The organism is Sphingomonas lutea, assembly GCF_014396785.1.
Taxonomy (GTDB): Bacteria; Pseudomonadota; Alphaproteobacteria; order Sphingomonadales; family Sphingomonadaceae; genus Sphingomicrobium; species Sphingomicrobium luteum.
The window spans coordinates 1,184,670-1,200,274 of record NZ_CP060718.1 but is presented as its reverse complement, the minus strand read 5'-3'; the positions used below and the strand labels follow the sequence as shown (position 1 = coordinate 1,200,274).

Below are 15,605 nucleotides of genomic sequence, written 5' to 3'. Positions count from 1 at the left end.
CCTTATTCGGCCGTTGCCGTAGCGACCGATCCCGGCCGTGGTGATTGCCCGGCGGGGGCTGCCTCCGCCGCCTCGCCGTGAAGGACGCTTTCGGTAATCGAATTCGGCAGCGGCAAGGGCGTTTCAAACTTCGCGATCAGCGGCAAGATCACGAGGAAGTGCAGGAAATAGTACATGGTCGCGACCTGGCTGATGGCGATCCACGGCTGCTCGACCGGCTTTACGCCGCAGATCCCAAGGATGATGACGTCGACGACCAGGATCCAGAAGAAGCGCTTGAACACCGGGCGATAGCTGCCCGACCGCACCGGCGACTTGTCGAGCCACGGAAGGAAGAACAGCAGCAGGATCGCGGCGAACATCGCAAGCACGCCCCATAGCTTGGCCGGCAGGATGAAATCGACCGTGAAGGCGCGCAGGATCGCGTAAAACGGCCAGAAATACCATTCGGGCACGATGTGCGCCGGCGTCGCCAGCGGGTCGGCCGGGATGTAATTGTCCGGGTGGCCAAGCATGTTCGGCGCGAAGAAGGTGACGAGCGCGAACAGCGCGAGGAAGGCGGCGGCGAACCAGCCATCCTTGGCGGTGTAGAAGGGGTGGAAGGGCAACGTGTCCTTTTCGGTCTTCACGTCGACCCCGGTCGGGTTGCTCGACCCCGGAATGTGCAGTGCCCAGATGTGCAGGATCACGACGGCTGCGATCACGAACGGCAACAAATAGTGGAGCGAGAAAAAGCGCGTCAGCGCTGCCTGGTCCGGCGCGAAGCCGCCGAGCAGGAAGACGCGAAGCGGTTCACCCACTACCGGAAAGGCGGAAAAGAAGCCGGTGATGACCTGCGCGCCCCAATAGCTCATCTGGCCCCACGGCAGCACATAGCCCATGAAGGCCGTGGCCATCATCAGCAGGTAGATGACGAGGCCGAGCATCCACACCAGTTCGCGCGGCGCCTTGTACGACCCGTAATAAAGGCCGCGGAAGATGTGGATATAAGTAACGATGAAGAAGAAGCTGGCGCCGTTCATGTGCAGGTAGCGGATCATCCACCCCGCATTGACGTCGCGCATGATGTGCTCGACTGAATTGAAGGCGCCGTCGACACTGGAATAATACCACATCGCAAGCACGATGCCGGTGACGATCTGGATCATCAGGAAGGCACCGGCAAGGACGCCGAAGTTCCAGAAATAATTAAGGTTTCGCGGCACCGGATACCCGCCGCCGATGGCGCCATAGACCAGCCGCGGCAGCGGCAGGCGCTCGTCGAACCAGCGGCCCAGTCCCGTCTTGGGTTCGTACGGCTTTGCCCAGGAAAAGCTCATTCTGCTCTGCCCCCTCAGCCGATCTGAACGACAGTCGGTGATTTGAATGCATATTCCGGAACCGCCAGGTTGAGCGGCGCCGGGCCGGTGCGGATGCGGCCGGCGGTGTCATAGGCGGAACCGTGGCACGGGCAGAAGTACCCGCCGTACGGCCCGCGGTTTTCACCCTCGCCGACGCCCAGCGGGACGCAGCCGAGGTGGGTGCACACGCCCAACGTCACCAACCAATTTTGCCGGCCGGGCTTGGTCCGGTCGGCCAGCGACTGCGGATCGCGAAGCTCGCCCAGCGGCGTCGCATTGGCCTGCTGGATCTCGGCCGGCGTGAGGTTGCGGATGAAGACCGGCTGTTTGCGCCAGCTGGTCTTGATCGCCTGTCCCGGCTGAATCTTGGAGATGTCCACTTCGGTCGTCGACAGCGCGAGCACGTCGGCCGGCGGCGCCATCTGCACCACGAGCGGCGCGACTGCGGCAACGGCGCCGACGCCGGCGAAACTGACCGCGGCGACGTTCAGAAAGTCGCGGCGACGAACGCCTTCGCCTTCACCGCCCGCACCTGTGCCTGTGACTTGAGAACCCTCAGCGGACGGTGCCTGCGTGGCCATGTTCACCCTTTTTGACACTGCTGTGCACGAACCCGGAAATAAGGGTCCTAAGCGACGGCGCGCCGGGCGGACCCGGTGCGATTGGCGGGCCTGATAGCGGCCACTTGGAAGGCTGCCAAGGCCCTGTAACACGTCTGTCAGCCGATCCCGGGCTGTCGCCCGCGCATTCGCTCCGCTAGTCGGTGGCAATGACCGATTTCGCCTCGCTGATCGTCGCCGACCGTGGCCAGGGCGCCCGGCCGATCCACCTCGTCGACAAGGACGGTTTCGCCGATTGGGCGAAGCGCCGCCCGGCCGAAGACCGCGCCTTGCTCGAAGCCCACCGGTTCGACGGCAAGACCGGCTGCGCCTTTGCCATCCTGCCGCGCGGCAACGACTTCGAAGTGGTCGGCGCGGTCAAGGACGTGGCGGCGCTGTCGCCCTGGTGCCTGGCCAAGCTCGCCGCGAGCCTGCCCGAGGGCACCTACAGGCTGGCGCAGGGCGACCCCGGCAAGGCAGCGCTCGGCTGGCTTCTCGCCCAGCACCGGTTCGACCGCTTCCGCGCCAAGCCCAAGGACGATCCTGTCGGGCCGAGGGTGCTGGTGACCGGGGAAGCGGCGCGGATCGCGCGGCATGTCCAGCTGGCCGAGGCGACTGCGCTCGTCCGCGACCTCGTCGATACGCCCGCCGGCGATCTCGGCCCGGCCGAGATCGAGCAGGCGGTGCGCGATGCCGGCAACGGAGCGGAGGTGCGGGTCACCTCCGGCGCACATCTCACGCGCGATTGCCCGTTGATCGCCGCCGTCGGCCGCGCCGCCGCGCCGGGCCGCGAACCGCGCCTGATCGAGCTCGAATGGGGCAAGCCGGACCATCCGCGCATCGCCATCGTCGGCAAGGGCGTGTGCTTCGACACCGGCGGCCTCGATCTAAAGCCCGCCTCGGGCATGCGCCTGATGAAGAAGGACATGGGCGGCGCGGCGCACGCCCTCGCCCTCGCCCGCCTGGTGATGGCGGCGCGCCTGCCGGTGCGGCTTCACCTGCTCATCCCCGCAGTTGAAAATTCGGTTTCTGCGGACGCATTCCGCCCCGGCGACGTGGTGCGCTCACGCAAGGGCCTGTTCGTCGAGATCGACAATACCGACGCCGAAGGCCGCCTCATCCTCGCCGACGCGCTCGACCATGCAGCGGAGGGCAAGCCGGAGCTGATCGTCGATTTCGCCACGCTGACCGGCGCCGCGCGCATCGCGCTTGGCCCCGATCTTCCGGCCATGTTCGCCAACGACGATGCGCTCGCCGAAAGTCTTCGCCAGGCGTCGGAGGAAACTGAGGATCCGCTGTGGCGCATGCCGCTGTGGGATCCGTATGACGACATGTTGAAAAGCGACCTGGCCGACCTCGCCAACGCCTCGGGCTCGCCGATGGCGGGAAGCATCACTGCAGCCATGTTCCTGAAGCGCTTCGTCCCCGATTCGGTGCGCTGGGCGCATTTCGACACATTCGCCTGGCGTGACTCGGCCAAGCCCGGCCGTCCCAAGGGGGGCGACGCGCTTGGCCTCCGTGCCGTCTTCCGTCATCTCGAGCGGACTTATCCCCGCCAATAGTGCGAAACGCCCGAAAAATCGGGCAAAACTCGTCACTGCGGTGCAACAATTTCGCGCCTTGCCGGTTTAGATCGCACACCGCGACAATAAACGGAGTTAAGGCATGGCCGAGGTTTCGCTTTCCGGCTGGATGAAGGCCTTGATCGCCTACGTCCGCTCTGGCGAGCCCGATTTGACCAATCGCCAGATGGCCTTGCTCATGCTCGTCTATCTTACGCCTGGTCCGCATACGGTTCGAGGTCTGGCGCGTGTTCTTGGCGTGTCAAAGCCCGTCGTGACCCGCGCCTTGAATACGCTTGGCGCGCTGGGCTATCTGCGCCGCGAACGCGATCAGGACGATCGGCGAAACGTTTTTGTCGTCCGCACCAGCACTGGGGCAGATTTCCTTGAAGGCTTCAAGCGCAACCTCCGCGAAGGCGGCGACGGACACCCCGCCCCCGCCGCGCACCGGCCGATCATCGGGCAAGCGCCGGCCTTCGCGCACCAACGCTGACATCGATTTCGCGCTGGGCGGCCGATCGGACCCACCCGACCCCACGACCCACGCCTATCGCAAGGATCTCGCCGACTCCGCGCTCGCCGGCCGAGTGATCGCATCCCATTACGCCGAGCCGGTTAACCGCACCGTGCGCAGCGCCGCCACCTTGCGAGCCACGCCGAGCGACGGGGGTGACGCGATTCGCGACCTCGCCCCTGGCGAGCCGTTCGACCTGCTCGACGATACGTTGGGCTGGGCGTGGGGCTATGCGGGTATCGACCGCCGCGTCGGCTACGTCCCCAGCATCGCGCTGGACGGCTAGGGGCGACGCTAATTCATCACTGACGTCTGGAGCCACACCAGGCGATACAGGCTGCTCACCACGAGCAGCGCGAGGATGCCGAGGATTGCCCAGTCGCGCGCGGGCCATTGCGGCCGACGCGTCGGGAACAGCAAATAAGCGGCAAGCGCGCACAGGCCCAATGTCGCGATCGCGCCATTGCGCATGACGATGGCGACGGTCGATTTCACATATTCGGTGCCGGCTTCGCTCGATTCGCCATAGGGGTTGAGCCATGTCGCGATAGCCCAGGTGATGATTGCGGTCAGCAGGACCAAGGCCCCGACGAACATCCGGCCGCGCGTGATTCCCCGGTTACTCACATCTCACCCCGCTGGCGGCGCAGCGCATACCATTTCGCGACGTTGGCCTGGTGCTGTGCGAAGGTCTCGGCAAAGACATGACCGCCGGTCCCGTCGGCGACGAAATAGATCGCCTTGGTCGATGCGGGCCTCAGCACCGCGGCAATGCTCTCGCGCCCCGGATTGGCGATCGGTCCCGGCGGCAGGCCGGGACGGCGGTAGGTGTTGTAGCCGTTATCGTCCATCAGCTCCGACCGGCGGATTCGGCGGCCCAGCGGCTTGCCCTTGGTGATCGGGTAAATGACCGTCGGATCGGCATCTAGTTTCATGCCGATCTTCAGCCGGTTGCAGTAAACGCCGGCAATCGTCGGCCGTTCGGCGGGCTTGCCCGTCTCCTTTTCGACGATCGAGGCCAGGGTGACCGCTTCCGCCTTGCTCAACACCGGGCAATCCTGCGTCCGCTTGACCCATAATGCGTCGAGCGTCCGCGTCATCGCTGCCTGCATCCGCGCGACCACCGCCGCGCGCGTCTCGCCGCGCTTATAGCCGTAGCTGTCGGGCAGGACCGATCCTTCGGCGATCGGCGGCACCGCGCCCGTGAGATAGGGAACCCCCGCAATCTTTTCCGCGACGATGATCGACGGCATCCCCTCGGTCACGGTGATCAGGCGCTGCACCGGGCGGCCATGCTGCAACAGGTCGAGCACCTTCGCGCCACTCATGCCTTTCGGGATCTCGAACTCACCCGCCTGCACTGGATCGCCCGAGCCGAGCACGCGCGCGATCAGCGAGAAGCTGCGCGCCGACCCGGGGATCGCGCCTTGCCCTTCAAGCTGGCGGGCAACGCTGGTCATCGTCGCGCCTTCCTCGACGACGATGGTGTGCGGCCCGGGCTTGGGGCCCGGCGCCCACCAGAACAGGTACAGCGCGGCGAGCGCTGCAAGGACCAGCCCCGCGCCGCCGATCAGCAGCAGCTTCCTCACACCGCCTTCATGATCAGGCTGGCGTTTGTGCCGCCGAAGCCGAAGCTGTTATTGAGGACCGCGCGCACCGGCCGTTCCTTGGCCTTGTGCGGGACGAGGTCGACGCCCGCCGTCCCCTCGCTCGGATTGTCGAGATTGAGCGTCGGCGGCACGATCTGGTCGCGGATGGCCAGGATGCAGAAGATGCTCTCGACCGCGCCGGCACCGCCGAGCAAATGGCCGATCGCCGACTTGGTCGAGCTCATGGATAGGGATCCGATGGCATTGCCGAACAATTTGCGCACCGCGCCCAGCTCAAGCTCGTCGCCGAGCGGGGTCGAGGTGCCGTGGGCGTTGATATAATCGATGTCGCTGGGCTGCAGCCCGGACTTCTTGAGCGCCATTTCCATCGACCGGTATGCACCCGACCCTTCGGGATGCGGCGCGGTCACGTGATAGGCGTCGCCCGACAAGCCATAGCCGACGACCTCGGCGTAGATTTTCGCGCCGCGTTTCTTCGCGTGCTCATATTCCTCGAGCACCACCACGCCCGCGCCCTCGCCCATGACGAAGCCGTCGCGGTCCTTGTCGTACGGGCGGCTTGCCTTTTCGGGCTGGTCGTTGAACGCCGTGCTGAGCGCGCGTGCCTGGGCAAAGCCGGCAATGCCGATCGGGCAGATGGTCGCTTCGGCGCCCCCCGCGAGCATGATGTCGGCGTCGTCATCCTTGATCATCCGGGCTGCATCGCCGATCGAATGCGCGCCGGTCGAGCACGCGGTGACGACCGCATGATTGGGGCCCATCAGCCCGTATTTGATCGATACCTGGCCCGAGACGAGGTTGATTAGCCGCCCGTGGACGAAGTGCGGCGAGACGCGGCCCGGCCCCTTTTCGGCGAGCACCCGGCTTTCGGATTCGATTCCCGGCAATCCACCGATGCCCGACCCGATCGAGCAGCCGGCGCGCAGCCGCATCGCTTCCGGCATGTCCTCCAGCCCGGCATCCTCGATCGCCTGGCCTGCGACATCGATGCCGTAGACGATGAACGGATCGACCTGGCGCTGGATCTTGTGATCGACGCGCTTGCCCGGATCGAAGCCATATTCATGGTCGGCGGGCTTCACCTCGCAGGCGATGCGGCACTTCTGGTCGCTCGCGTCGAACCGGGTGATCGGCCCCGCGCCGGACTTGGACGCCAGGATGTTCTTCCACGTGGTTTCGACGTCGGCACCCAGCGGGGTGACGAGGCCCAGTCCGGTTACAACGACACGCCGCATCCTGCTCTCCATAAATCAACAGGCCCAGACCCGTGCGGGCTGAGCCTGTCGAAGCCTTGCTTTGCCGTAAAGTGACGCCGGATCAAGGGCAGTCCTTCGACGAGCTCAGGACGAACGGTCGGGGACCGCTCAGCCCTTGTTCTGGTCGATATATTCGATCGCATCGCGAACGGTGGTGATCTTCTCCGCAGCGTCGTCCGGGATCTCGACCCCGAATTCTTCCTCGAAAGCCATGACCAGTTCGACGATGTCGAGGCTGTCGGCGCCAAGATCGTCGATGAAGCTCGCGTCCTCGGTCACCTTGTCCGCTTCGACGCCGAGATGTTCGACGACGATCTTCTTCACCCGATCGGCAGTCTCGCTCATGTGACGTTTCCTCCGTTTTTGCTTTGGCGATGCCCTAGCGATGCGGATTTGACCCGGCAAGTGGCCCGACTTGTCATTGCGGGCGCAGCGAAGCAATCCAGCGTCGCAATGACTTGCTCCACCGCCTCCGGGTCCCCGCAATGACGGTCGACCGCCCCCTGACGCCCGGCGAAATCGCGCTTGCCCGAACCGTGTTCGGCGACGCGATCGACTATTCCGGAGTCCGAATGCTGCGGCGCAAATGGTGGCCGTTTCAGCCCCGCAACACGGTGATGGCGCCCACCGGCAACGTCCACTTCCACCCGCATGACGACCTGTGGTCGGAGGACTTCGCTGCCGAGCCGCTGCACCGGCAGGGCCTGTTCATCCATGAGCTGACCCATGTCTGGCAGGCGCAGACGCGCGGCCGCTTCTATCTGCCGCTGATGCGCCACCCCTTCTGCCGCTACCGCTACAACCTCGTCCCCGACCGCCCCTTCTACCGTTACGGCCTCGAGCAGCAGGCCGAGATCGTCCGTCACGCTTTCCTCGCTCACAACGGCGGCCGCCCCCCGCTTTTCCCACCGCGCACCTTGCTTCCCTTCGATGTGGGTAATTGCGCATGACGAGATCTCACCTGCCCCATCAACCGCCACTGTCGCAGCGCCTCACAGCCGAAGCGCTCGGTGCCTTCTTTCTCTTCGCCACCGTGGTCGGCTCCGGGATCATGGCGGAGGGTCTGGCGGGCGGGAACGTTGCCATTGCGCTTCTCGGCAACACGCTTGCCACCGGCGCAATCCTGTTCGTGCTGATCACCATGCTCGGCCCCATTTCGGGCGCGCATATGAACCCGGCGGTGAGCCTTGTGGCGGCGTCTCGCGGTGAATTGCCGTGGGGCGACGCCGCCGCCTACATTGGGGCCCAGCTCATCTTTGGCATTCTCGGCGTGTGGGCCGCGCACCTGATGCTCGATCTCCCGCTCCTCCAACTGTCCGCAAAGACCCGCACGGGCGTGGGGCAGTGGGCGGGCGAGTTCGTTGCCACCTTCGGCCTCGTGCTGACCGTTTTGGGCACTGTTCGGCACCGGCCGGCATGGGTCCCGGCATCGGTCGCGCTCTATATCACCGCGGGCTATTGGTTCACTTCGTCGACCAGCTTCGCCAACCCAGCAATCACTGTCGCTCGCAGTTTGTCGGATACCTTCGCGGGCATCGCGCTGGCGGATGTCCCGATGTTCGTGGCGTCGCAACTGCTCGGTGCCGCGTTTGGCGCCGTCATCGCGCGGCAGCTGTTCGACCGGCGCTGAGCCCTTTGGGGGTACGCCACGCCCCTGTAACCAACTTGCAACACAGCCGAAACGAACTGGCTCGGACGCCCCGCTCTCCCTTCTGACGGCCGATCGTTTCGGGCATAAGTCGCGCAGACGACATAAGGGGGAACTCATGCGCATTTCGGCAGCCTTGCTCATCGGCACTTCTGTTCTGGCGTTCGCGATTCCCGCGGCCGCGCAGACCGGCCAGGAGGACATCGCACAAACCGCCCAACCGCCCGAAGCTGCCCAGCCCGCCCCCGACGTCTTTGCGGAAGACGAAATCATCGTCACCGCGACCAAGCGCGCAAGTCGCGTCCAGGACGTTCCCTTTTCGATAAACGCGCAGTCCGAGGAAGACCTCCAGCGCGCCAATGCCCAGACGATCGAGGACATCAGCCGCAACGTCGCCGGCCTCACCGTCCAGAACCTCGGTCCCGGCCAAAGCCAGGTTTCTGTACGCGGCGTGTCCGCCGGCCAGATCGCGCGCGACCAGCCGGGGGTGAAGGAACAGGTCGGCGTCTATCTCGACGAGACGGTGACCTCGATGTCGCTCTTCACGCCCGACTTCGACCTGTTCGACCTCAACCGCGTCGAAACGCTGCGCGGCCCGCAGGGCACGCTGTTCGGGTCGGGTAGCGTCGGCGGCACCGTCCGCTACATCACCAACCAGCCCAACGTCGAGCGCCTTGAGGGCATGGTCGAAGCCGACATCAATACGGTGAAGGATGGCGGCGTCGGCGGCTCGCTAAAAGGCGCGATCAACTTGCCGATGGGCCCGGCCGCGGCCGTGCGCGTTGTCGCCTACGGGACGCATTTCCCCGGCTTCATCGATTCGATCGGGCCGTACGACAAGAACAACGTCAACGACGGCGATCGCTACGGCGTCCGCGCGGCGCTGCTGTTCCAGCCAACGCCCGAGTTCAAAATCACGCCGCGCATCGTCTATCAGAAGGTCGATACCGGCGGGTTCAACCGTCAGGACGAATACATCCTCTCCAACAACGCATTCGTGACCGGCGGCGATACCCTCGACGAGCGCGAGCAATATCTCCAGTTCCGGGAGAAGTTTCGCGACAAGACGTGGCTCGCCGATCTGGTCGCCAGCTATGACTTTGGCCCGGTCGAATTGACCAGTGTCAGCAGCTATCTCAATCGCGACATTCTGGTTAGCCGGGACGCCTCGGCACTGACCGACTCGATCTTCGTGTCGTTCAACGGACTTGGCGTCTCTCCTGCGGCGATCGACCTCGACTCTGAACTGTTGGACACCACTAAGCTCAAGCAATTCACGCAAGAACTCCGGCTCGCCTCGACCGGCAATGGACCCTTCCAGTGGGTCGTCGGCGGGTTCCTGACGAACATCAAACGCGACTATTCGCAGACCCTGCCGACGCCGGGAGTCGAAGGCACATTCTCGCAGCAAGCGATCAACGGCCTGTGCATCATCGCCGGCGATCCGACCTTCTGCCAGTCGCCTGGCGTGCCCAAGACCGAAGCGCAGGTGTCGCAGGGCTTTGCGGCTAATTCGCCCTATAATGCCGAACTGCCCTACGACATCCGGCAGCGAGCGATCTTCGGTGAGGGCAGCTACGACTTCGGTCAGTTCAAGATCACTGCGGGCGGCCGCTATTACAGCTTCAAGGAAGAGCGTGATTTCATCTCGGGCGGCTTCTTTTCGGGGCTCGTCGTCAGCCTCGGCGACCGCGCAAAGTCCAATGGTTTCAGCCCGCGGGTCATCGCCACGTGGGAACCGAACCGCAATCTCAGCGTGAACGTCCAGGCGGCGAAGGGCTTCCGTCTCGGCGGCACCAACGACCCGCTCAACGTTCCATTGTGCACGCCGGAAGATCTCGACGTGTTCGGCGGCCAGGGCGCGTATAAGGACGAGACGCTGTGGAACTACGAAGCCGGGGTCAAATACAGCCGCGGCGGGATCACGTTCAATTCGGCCGTCTTCCACAACAAGATCAAGAATCTGCAGGTCACACAGACGGCGGGCAGCTGCTCGTCGCGGATCGTCTTCAACGTCCCCAAGGCGCACTCGACCGGCATCGAAGCTGAATTCTCGGCGCGTCCGATGCCGGGTCTCGACTTGTCGATCGCGGCCAACATCCAGAGCGCCAAGTTCGACTCCACCGTTCTGACCGGCGCGGGCGATGTCCTCGGGGGCATCGAGGAGGGGAATCGCCTTCCCACCGTGCCCAAGTTCCAGCTTTCGGCCAACGCGACCTATGGTCAGCGTCTCAACGACAGCGCGGAATGGTCCGTGACCGGTAGCGTGCAGCATATCGGAAACCGGTTTGGCGAGCCTGCGGATCAGGTCGCTGGCGCCGGCTCCCTGTCTGCCGCTGGCGGCAACCCGGCGATCTTTTACGATCCGGCCACAGGCATTTTCGGCACGACCGATCTCGACTTCGGTTCGCTGCGTTTGCCGTCCTACACGGTCACAAATCTGACGGGCGGCGTATACTGGGACAACGGCCTCGAGGTGCAACTTTACGTCAAGAATCTGTTCGACGTGAATCCCAAGCTGGCGATCGACCGCGAACGCGGCAAGCGCGCCCGCTTCGGCTATCTGGTTGGACAGCCGCGCACGATCGGGCTGACCGTGCGCAAGAAGTTCGGTGCCGAGCCGGCCGCTCCGCCGCCGCCCGCGCCGGTACTTCCGCCCCCGCCTCCGCCGCCCGCGATGGAGCCGGCGCCGCCGCCGCCGCCTCCGCCACCCCCGCCGCCCTCAAGCGGTGAGCGCGGTCGGTAACGCCGAACGCATCGTCGTCGTCGGCGCCGGGGCGTTCGGCGCGTGGACGGCCCACCATCTCCACCAGCGCGGCCACCGGGTCGCGCTGGTGGAAGCGCATTCGCCGGCGCACAGCCGCGCTTCGTCCGGCGGTGAATCCCGCCTGATCCGCGCTGGCTACGGCCGCGACGCCATCTACACCCGCATGGCCTGGGACAGTCTGCCGCAGTGGAAGGCGCTGAGTGATCAGGCCGGCCTGCCGATCTTCATTCCCGGCGGCGTCCTCTTCTTTTCGAACGTCCGCGACGACTATTTCGACGGCGCGGTCGAGGTGCATCGCGAGCTCGGCCTGCCGATCGAGGAGCTGGGCCGCGCCGAGCTGCAGCGGCGTTTCCCGATGATCGATTTCGACGGGGTCGCGGTTGGCCTGCACGAACCCGGCTTCGGCGTCCTTATGGCCCGCCGCGCGGTGCAGGCCCTCGTCGAGCGCTTCGTCCGCGATGGCGGGACCTTTCTCGAAGGCGCGGTCGAACCCCCTGCCGGTGATCGCCTCGACACCATTCGCCTCGCCGGCGGCGAGCGAATCAGCGGTGACCGCTTCGTCTTTGCCGCCGGCCCGTGGCTGCCCAAGCTCTTCCCGGACGTCATCGGCGCGCGCATCCGCCCGACCCGGCAGGAGGTGTTCTATTTCGCAGCGCGCGCAGGCGAGAATGACTTCAGCCCCGCCGCCCTGCCCGGCTGGGCGGACTTCAGCACCGGCGACCTGTTCTACGGCACGCCCGATATCGAAGGGCGCGGCGTCAAGTTCGCGCATGATGCGCACGGGCCGCCAGTCGACCCCGACACGCAGGACCGCCGCCCGAGCGACTCTGCCCTGGCCGAGGTCATCTCTTTCCGCGACCGCCGCTTCCCCGAACTACGCGGCGCACCCCTAATTGGCGCCGAGGTTTGCCAGTATGAAAACAGCTCGAACGGCGATTTCCTGATCGACCTGCACCCGCGTTGGGACAATGTCCTGCTGGTGGGCGGCGGATCGGGCCACGGCTTCAAGCACGGGCCGGAGGTCGGCCGTTACGCGGCCGCGCGGCTGTTTGGGTCAGCCGACCCCGAGCCGCGCTTCAGCCTCGCCACCAAGAGCGAGACCCACCAGCGCGAGGTTCATTAGTCCGGCTTCTTTGCAACGCCGACCAATGCCGGCCGCAGCAGGCGGTCCTTGAGCATGTAGCCCGGCTGCATTTCCTCGACGATCGTGCCCGGCTCGGCGTCGCTCGGCATTTCCATCATCGCCTGGTGGCGATGCGGGTCCAGCATTTCGCCCTTGGCCTCGATCCGAGTCACGCCGTTGCGCGCGAACACCGCGTCGAGCTCGCGCGAAGTCGCTTCGATGCCCGCCAGGAATTGGCTCGCAACCTTGTCCTCGCGCAACTCCGCCGTCACCGCGGCCAACGCGCGGTCGAGATTGTCCTTGATCGCCAGCATGTCGCGCGCAAACTGCGCCGCGGCATAGGTCGACGCTTGGCTCTTCTCCGCCTCCAGCCGGCGGCGCACATTTTGCACCTCGGCCGCCGCATAGAGCGCCTTGCTGTTGGCCTCCTCGAGCTGGCGCTGGAGCTCGGCCAGCTGGTCATGCTCCTGCAGCTCGGGCGAATTCTCGGCCGTCTCCTGGCGGAGTGCCTCCGCCTCGTCATGCAGTTCCTGTTCGTCCTTGGTCGTCTCGATCATGCCATCAATCTCGTCAGGGCTTTCGCAGTGAAATCCACCATGGGCACCACGCGCGCGTAGTTCAACCGCGTTGGCCCAATGACGCCGACAACGCCGACCACCTCGCCCTGGCTCCCGCGATAGGGCGCGGCGATCACCGAAGAGCCCGACAGCGCGAACATCCGGTTTTCGGAGCCGATGAAGATCCGGCATCCCGGCGCGTCGCGCGCACCGTCGAGGACGCGCGCGATCTCCTGCCTGTCCTCGAGTTCGTCGAGCAGCCGGCGGACGCGGTCAAGGTCCTCCGCGGCATGGTCGTCGATCAGATTTGCCTGGCCGCGCACGATCAGCACCGGGCGGCGCGCCTGGTCCTGGCTCCAGTCGGCAAGCCCCGAAGCGATCAGCTCGGCCGCGGCCGAATCGATTGCTTCCTTGCGCTCGCGGATTTCGGCGCGCAGCCGCTCGCCCGCTTCGGCCAGCGTCAGTCCGGCCAGCCGCGCATTGATGAAATTGCTGACCTCGGCCAGCGCGCCCGCCGCCATCCCGGCGTCGAGCGAGACGATGCGGTTCTCGACGCTGCCGTCGGACCCGACCAGCACCGCCAGCGCGCGCGTCGTGCTCAGCAGCACGAACGACAGCTGCTTCAATCGCATCTCATGCTTGGGCGCGAGCACGACACCCGCCGCCTGCGACAGACCCGACAAGGCCGCCGAAGCCGCCGCAAGGGCGTCCTCGATCGGCTGGTCTCGCACGATCCGCCGCTCGATCTCCGCGCGCTCGCGCGGATCGGGGGCCGATGCCTGCATTATCCCGTCGACGAACAGGCGGAGTCCGCTCTCGGTCGGCACGCGGCCCGCCGAGGTGTGCGGATGGGTCAGCAACCCGCGCTCCTCGAGTTCCGACATCACGCCGCGGATTGACGCAGGCGACAGGCTGATGCTCCCCGCCAGCGCCTTCGACCCCACCGGCAGCCCACGCGCCAGATAGGCATCGACCACCAGCCCGAAGATTTCGCGCATCCGGTCGCTAAGCTCGCCGATGGGTTGGGTCATGCGGTCCGTCATTGCGAGGAACCTAGTGGCTTAGGGTCGCTAATAGAACACCGCTTATCCTGAGTAGGGCCAAAGGCCCGTATCGAAGGTCCGTGCTTCAATACGCGGATACGCCGCTACTCAGCATGAGCGGGTTTGTGCAGATAGGCACGCCGGTCTAGGAGGCGCGCACACCAGTATCAGGAGACCCCATGCGACCTTCCGGCCGCGCACCCGACCAGATGCGCGAAATCCGAATCGAACCCGGTTTCACCCGTCACGCCGAAGGCTCGGTCCTCGTCTCGTTCGGCGACACGCGCGTCCTGTGCACCGCCTCGGTCGAGGAGAAAGTGCCGCCCTTCCTGCGCGGCAAGGGCCAGGGCTGGGTCACAGCCGAATATGGCATGCTCCCCCGCGCTACCCATACCCGCGGCAATCGAGAGGCAGCCAAGGGCAAGCAATCGGGCCGCACGCAGGAAATCCAGCGGCTGATCGGCCGTTCGCTGCGCGCGGTGGTCGACCTGAAGGCGCTGGGCGAACGCCAGATCGTCGTCGACTGCGACGTGCTCCAGGCCGACGGCGGCACCCGCACCGCCGCGATCTCGGGCGCCTGGTGCGCGCTGCGGATTGCGGTCGACAAATTGATCGAGGCCAAGTCGCTTCCCAGCGACCCCATCCGCACGCAGGTCGGCGCGGTCAGTTGCGGCATCCACAACGGCACGGCTGTGCTCGACCTCGATTATATCGAAGACAGCGCTGCGGGATGCGACGGCAATTTCGTGCTCACCGCCGACGGATCGATCGTCGAGGCGCAGGTCACGGCAGAAGGCGAATGCTACGATGAGGAAGGGCTGCTCCGCCTGCTTCGCCTCGCCCGCATCGGCTGCTCGGAGATCTTCCAGGCGCAACTGAAGGCGACCGGCAAATGAGGCCGATTGGCGGAAAGCTCGTCATCGCCACCCATAATCCGGGCAAGCTGCGCGAGATTGCCGCGTTGGTCGCGCCACTCGGGGTCGAAGCCGTCGGCGCCGAGGAGCTTGCCCTTCCCGAACCCGAGGAGATCGGGAACAGCTTCGCCGACAATGCCGACTTGAAGGCGCGCTCGGCGGCCGACCTCAGCGGCTTGCCCGCGCTGGCCGACGACAGCGGCCTGTGCGTCGACGCCCTCCACGGCCGGCCTGGCATCTTTTCTGCCCGCTGGGCCGAGGACGCGGATGGAAATCGCGACTGGATGCGCGCGATGGAGCGCGTGTGGACCGAAGCCGAAGCGACCGAGCCCGATGCCGCGCCCGCCGCGCATTTCGTCTGCGCGCTGGCGATCGCCTGGCCCAACGATGGTCAGGCCGAGACCTTCGAGGGCCGCGTCGACGGCACGCTCGTCTGGCCGCCGCGCGGCGACCGCGGTTTCGGCTACGACCCCATGTTCATCCCCGTCGGCCACGACCAGACGTTCGGCGAGCTCGATCCCGAGGTGAAGCATGCGATGAGCCACCGCGCCGACGCCTTCGGCAAATTCCTTGCCGCGTTGCGGGAAGATCCTCTTCAAAAATAGGATTTCATCTGCGACGTTCGCGTCCATGGCCCGCGGTCGAATTCGACGCTTAAACGAACCCGCGCGT

Annotated in this window: 17 protein-coding genes; 9 read left to right on the top strand and 8 right to left on the bottom strand. The window is 65.7% G+C overall.

Annotation, left to right across the window (positions count from 1 at the left end; genetic code table 11):
* Positions 1-2 precede the first annotated feature (2 nt).
* Entirely contained in the window at positions 3-1,319 is a 1,317-nt protein-coding gene (locus H9L13_RS06200) for a cytochrome b (RefSeq protein WP_187539965.1), read from the bottom strand.
* A 14-nt stretch (positions 1,320-1,333) separates the two neighbouring features.
* Positions 1,334-1,921, bottom strand: coding sequence for a ubiquinol-cytochrome c reductase iron-sulfur subunit (petA, locus tag H9L13_RS06195; protein WP_187539963.1), 588 nt, complete (start codon positions 1,919-1,921; stop codon positions 1,334-1,336).
* Between the two features lie 188 nt (positions 1,922-2,109).
* On the opposite strand from petA, the gene H9L13_RS06190 reads away from it, so the two are divergent.
* The 3 genes from H9L13_RS06190 (at position 2,110) to H9L13_RS06180 (ending at position 4,301) form a co-directional block, all read left to right on the top strand.
* Positions 2,110-3,501 (top strand): leucyl aminopeptidase family protein, encoded by a 1,392-nt coding sequence (locus H9L13_RS06190; protein WP_187539961.1) that lies wholly within the window; start codon positions 2,110-2,112, stop codon positions 3,499-3,501.
* Between the two features lie 130 nt (positions 3,502-3,631).
* Entirely contained in the window at positions 3,632-3,994 is a 363-nt protein-coding gene (locus tag H9L13_RS06185; RefSeq protein ID WP_187540197.1) for a MarR family transcriptional regulator, read from the top strand.
* 94 nt (positions 3,995-4,088) lie between these two features.
* Positions 4,089-4,301, top strand: a complete 213-nt coding sequence (locus H9L13_RS06180; protein ID WP_187539959.1) for a hypothetical protein — start codon at positions 4,089-4,091, stop codon at positions 4,299-4,301.
* An 8-nt stretch (positions 4,302-4,309) separates the two neighbouring features.
* Here the strand turns inward: H9L13_RS06180 and H9L13_RS06175 are convergent, their stop codons facing one another.
* The 4 genes from H9L13_RS06175 to H9L13_RS06160 all read right to left on the bottom strand — a co-directional run bounded on the left by H9L13_RS06175 (position 4,310) and on the right by H9L13_RS06160 (position 7,226).
* Positions 4,310-4,642 carry a hypothetical protein gene (locus H9L13_RS06175; protein WP_187539957.1) on the bottom strand — a complete coding sequence of 111 codons (333 nt, stop codon included), beginning with the start codon at positions 4,640-4,642 and terminating at the stop codon, positions 4,310-4,312.
* Positions 4,639-5,595 (bottom strand): endolytic transglycosylase MltG, encoded by a 957-nt coding sequence (mltG, locus tag H9L13_RS06170; RefSeq protein ID WP_187540195.1) that lies wholly within the window; start codon positions 5,593-5,595, stop codon positions 4,639-4,641. The genes H9L13_RS06175 and mltG overlap by 4 nt, the downstream gene beginning before the upstream one ends.
* Positions 5,596-5,600: 5 nt before the next feature.
* Positions 5,601-6,860, bottom strand: a complete 1,260-nt coding sequence (gene fabF, locus H9L13_RS06165; RefSeq protein ID WP_187539956.1) for a beta-ketoacyl-ACP synthase II — start codon at positions 6,858-6,860, stop codon at positions 5,601-5,603.
* Between the two features lie 129 nt (positions 6,861-6,989).
* Entirely contained in the window at positions 6,990-7,226 is a 237-nt protein-coding gene (locus tag H9L13_RS06160) for an acyl carrier protein (protein WP_187539954.1), read from the bottom strand.
* A gap of 140 nt (positions 7,227-7,366) precedes the next feature.
* Here H9L13_RS06160 and H9L13_RS06155 point away from each other — a divergent pair, with 140 nt between their 5' ends.
* The 4 genes from H9L13_RS06155 (at position 7,367) to H9L13_RS06140 (ending at position 12,419) form a co-directional block, all read left to right on the top strand.
* Entirely contained in the window at positions 7,367-7,831 is a 465-nt protein-coding gene (locus H9L13_RS06155; protein WP_187539952.1) for a vgr related protein, read from the top strand.
* A complete protein-coding gene (locus H9L13_RS06150; RefSeq protein ID WP_235091239.1) occupies positions 7,828-8,511 on the top strand; it encodes an aquaporin in 684 nt (227 codons plus the stop codon). The genes H9L13_RS06155 and H9L13_RS06150 overlap by 4 nt, the downstream gene beginning before the upstream one ends.
* 136 nt (positions 8,512-8,647) lie before the next feature.
* Positions 8,648-11,275: a TonB-dependent receptor gene (locus H9L13_RS06145; protein ID WP_223176490.1), complete on the top strand. Its 2,628-nt coding sequence runs from the start codon at positions 8,648-8,650 to the stop codon at positions 11,273-11,275.
* A complete protein-coding gene (locus H9L13_RS06140) occupies positions 11,259-12,419 on the top strand; it encodes an FAD-dependent oxidoreductase (RefSeq protein ID WP_187539950.1) in 1,161 nt (386 codons plus the stop codon). Before H9L13_RS06145 ends, H9L13_RS06140 begins: the two co-directional genes overlap by 17 nt.
* Here the strand turns inward: H9L13_RS06140 and grpE are convergent.
* Both grpE and hrcA read right to left on the bottom strand, forming a co-directional pair.
* Positions 12,416-12,976, bottom strand: a complete 561-nt coding sequence (gene grpE / locus H9L13_RS06135; RefSeq protein WP_187539948.1) for a nucleotide exchange factor GrpE — start codon at positions 12,974-12,976, stop codon at positions 12,416-12,418. The genes H9L13_RS06140 and grpE overlap by 4 nt on opposite strands.
* Complete coding sequence (gene hrcA / locus H9L13_RS06130; protein WP_187539946.1) at positions 12,973-14,007, bottom strand: heat-inducible transcriptional repressor HrcA; 1,035 nt, start codon at positions 14,005-14,007, stop codon at positions 12,973-12,975. Before hrcA ends, grpE begins: the two co-directional genes overlap by 4 nt.
* A 191-nt stretch (positions 14,008-14,198) precedes the next feature.
* Between hrcA and rph the strand changes: the two genes are divergently transcribed.
* Together rph and rdgB are read left to right on the top strand one after the other, a co-directional pair.
* Positions 14,199-14,915, top strand: coding sequence for a ribonuclease PH (rph, locus tag H9L13_RS06125; protein ID WP_187539944.1), 717 nt, complete (start codon positions 14,199-14,201; stop codon positions 14,913-14,915).
* Complete coding sequence (rdgB, locus tag H9L13_RS06120; RefSeq protein WP_187539941.1) at positions 14,912-15,538, top strand: RdgB/HAM1 family non-canonical purine NTP pyrophosphatase; 627 nt, start codon at positions 14,912-14,914, stop codon at positions 15,536-15,538. Before rph ends, rdgB begins: the two co-directional genes overlap by 4 nt.
* Positions 15,539-15,605 lie beyond the last annotated feature (67 nt).

Excerpts from the sequence above, each read along its gene's own strand:
- grpE (WP_187539948.1), bottom strand. The coding sequence starts at position 12,976 with ATGATCGAGACGACCAAGGACGAACAGGAACTGCATGACGAGGCGGAG.
- H9L13_RS06160 (WP_187539954.1), bottom strand. The coding sequence starts at position 7,226 with ATGAGCGAGACTGCCGATCGGGTGAAGAAGATCGTCGTCGAACATCTC.
- H9L13_RS06150 (WP_235091239.1), top strand. The coding sequence starts at position 7,828 with ATGACGAGATCTCACCTGCCCCATCAACCGCCACTGTCGCAGCGCCTC.
- H9L13_RS06145 (WP_223176490.1), top strand. The coding sequence starts at position 8,648 with ATGCGCATTTCGGCAGCCTTGCTCATCGGCACTTCTGTTCTGGCGTTC.
- rph (WP_187539944.1), top strand. The coding sequence starts at position 14,199 with ATGCGACCTTCCGGCCGCGCACCCGACCAGATGCGCGAAATCCGAATC.
- H9L13_RS06200 (WP_187539965.1), bottom strand. The coding sequence starts at position 1,319 with ATGAGCTTTTCCTGGGCAAAGCCGTACGAACCCAAGACGGGACTGGGC.
- rdgB (WP_187539941.1), top strand. The coding sequence starts at position 14,912 with ATGAGGCCGATTGGCGGAAAGCTCGTCATCGCCACCCATAATCCGGGC.
- H9L13_RS06190 (WP_187539961.1), top strand. The coding sequence starts at position 2,110 with ATGACCGATTTCGCCTCGCTGATCGTCGCCGACCGTGGCCAGGGCGCC.
- petA (WP_187539963.1), bottom strand. The coding sequence starts at position 1,921 with ATGGCCACGCAGGCACCGTCCGCTGAGGGTTCTCAAGTCACAGGCACA.
- H9L13_RS06185 (WP_187540197.1), top strand. The coding sequence starts at position 3,632 with ATGAAGGCCTTGATCGCCTACGTCCGCTCTGGCGAGCCCGATTTGACC.
- H9L13_RS06155 (WP_187539952.1), top strand. The coding sequence starts at position 7,367 with ATGACGGTCGACCGCCCCCTGACGCCCGGCGAAATCGCGCTTGCCCGA.
- fabF (WP_187539956.1), bottom strand. The coding sequence starts at position 6,860 with ATGCGGCGTGTCGTTGTAACCGGACTGGGCCTCGTCACCCCGCTGGGT.
- hrcA (WP_187539946.1), bottom strand. The coding sequence starts at position 14,007 with ATGACCCAACCCATCGGCGAGCTTAGCGACCGGATGCGCGAAATCTTC.